Origin of the sequence: Vibrio sp. 10N.239.311.G01 (assembly GCF_041465805.1) — a bacterium.
In the GTDB taxonomy this organism is placed as follows: domain Bacteria; phylum Pseudomonadota; class Gammaproteobacteria; order Enterobacterales; family Vibrionaceae; genus Vibrio; species Vibrio crassostreae_C.
On record NZ_JBFSRM010000077.1, the window covers coordinates 1 to 1,177 of the forward strand.

At 46.9% G+C, this 1,177-nt stretch carries 1 protein-coding gene; it reads left to right on the top strand.

The genetic code is table 11. The features are described from left to right. The coding region (gene tuf / locus AB6D06_RS22455; protein ID WP_016783752.1) for an elongation factor Tu at positions 1–1,177 on the top strand (1,177 nt) is incomplete at both ends.

Sequence of the window (1,177 nt, forward strand, 5' to 3'; positions counted from 1 at the left end):
TGTCTAAAGAAAAATTTGAACGTACGAAACCGCACGTAAACGTTGGTACTATCGGCCACGTTGACCACGGTAAAACAACTCTAACTGCTGCTATCTGTACTACTCTTGCAAAAGTATACGGCGGTGTTGCTAAAGATTTCGCATCTATCGATAACGCTCCAGAAGAGCGTGAGCGCGGTATCACAATCGCGACTTCTCACGTTGAGTACGACACTCCAGCACGTCACTACGCACACGTAGACTGTCCAGGACACGCGGATTATGTTAAAAACATGATCACTGGTGCTGCACAAATGGACGGCGGTATCCTAGTTGTTGCTGCGACTGACGGCCCTATGCCTCAAACTCGTGAGCACATCCTACTTGGTCGTCAAGTTGGTATCCCTTACATCATCGTATTCATGAACAAATGTGACATGGTAGATGACGAAGAGCTACTTGAGCTAGTTGAGATGGAAGTTCGTGAACTTCTTTCTGAATACGACTTCCCAGGTGATGACCTACCAGTTATCCAAGGTTCTGCACTTGGCGCACTAAACGGCGAGAAGCAGTGGGAAGACAAGATCGTTGAGCTTGCAGAAGCACTAGATTCTTACATTCCTGAGCCAGAGCGTGCAGTTGACCAACCGTTCCTACTACCAATTGAAGATGTATTCTCAATTCAAGGTCGTGGTACTGTTGTAACTGGTCGTATCGAGCGCGGTATCCTACGTGTAGGTGACGAAGTAGAAATCGTTGGTATCAAAGAGACTACTCTTACTACTTGTACTGGTGTTGAAATGTTCCGTAAACTGCTTGACGAAGGTCGTGCAGGTGAGAACGTTGGTGCACTTCTACGTGGTACTAAGCGTGATGACGTTGAACGTGGTCAAGTACTTTCTGCGAAAGGTTCTATCAACCCACACACTAAGTTTGAGTCTGAAGTATACGTACTTTCTAAAGACGAAGGCGGCCGTCACACTCCTTTCTTCAAAGGTTACCGTCCACAGTTCTACTTCCGTACAACTGACGTAACAGGCGACATCACTCTACCAGAAGGCGTAGAAATGGTAATGCCAGGTGACAACGTTCAAATGACTGTTGAGCTAATCGCTCCAATCGCAATGGACGAAGGTCTACGTTTCGCAATCCGCGAAGGTGGCCGTACAGTTGGTGCTGGTGTTGTAGCTAAAATCTT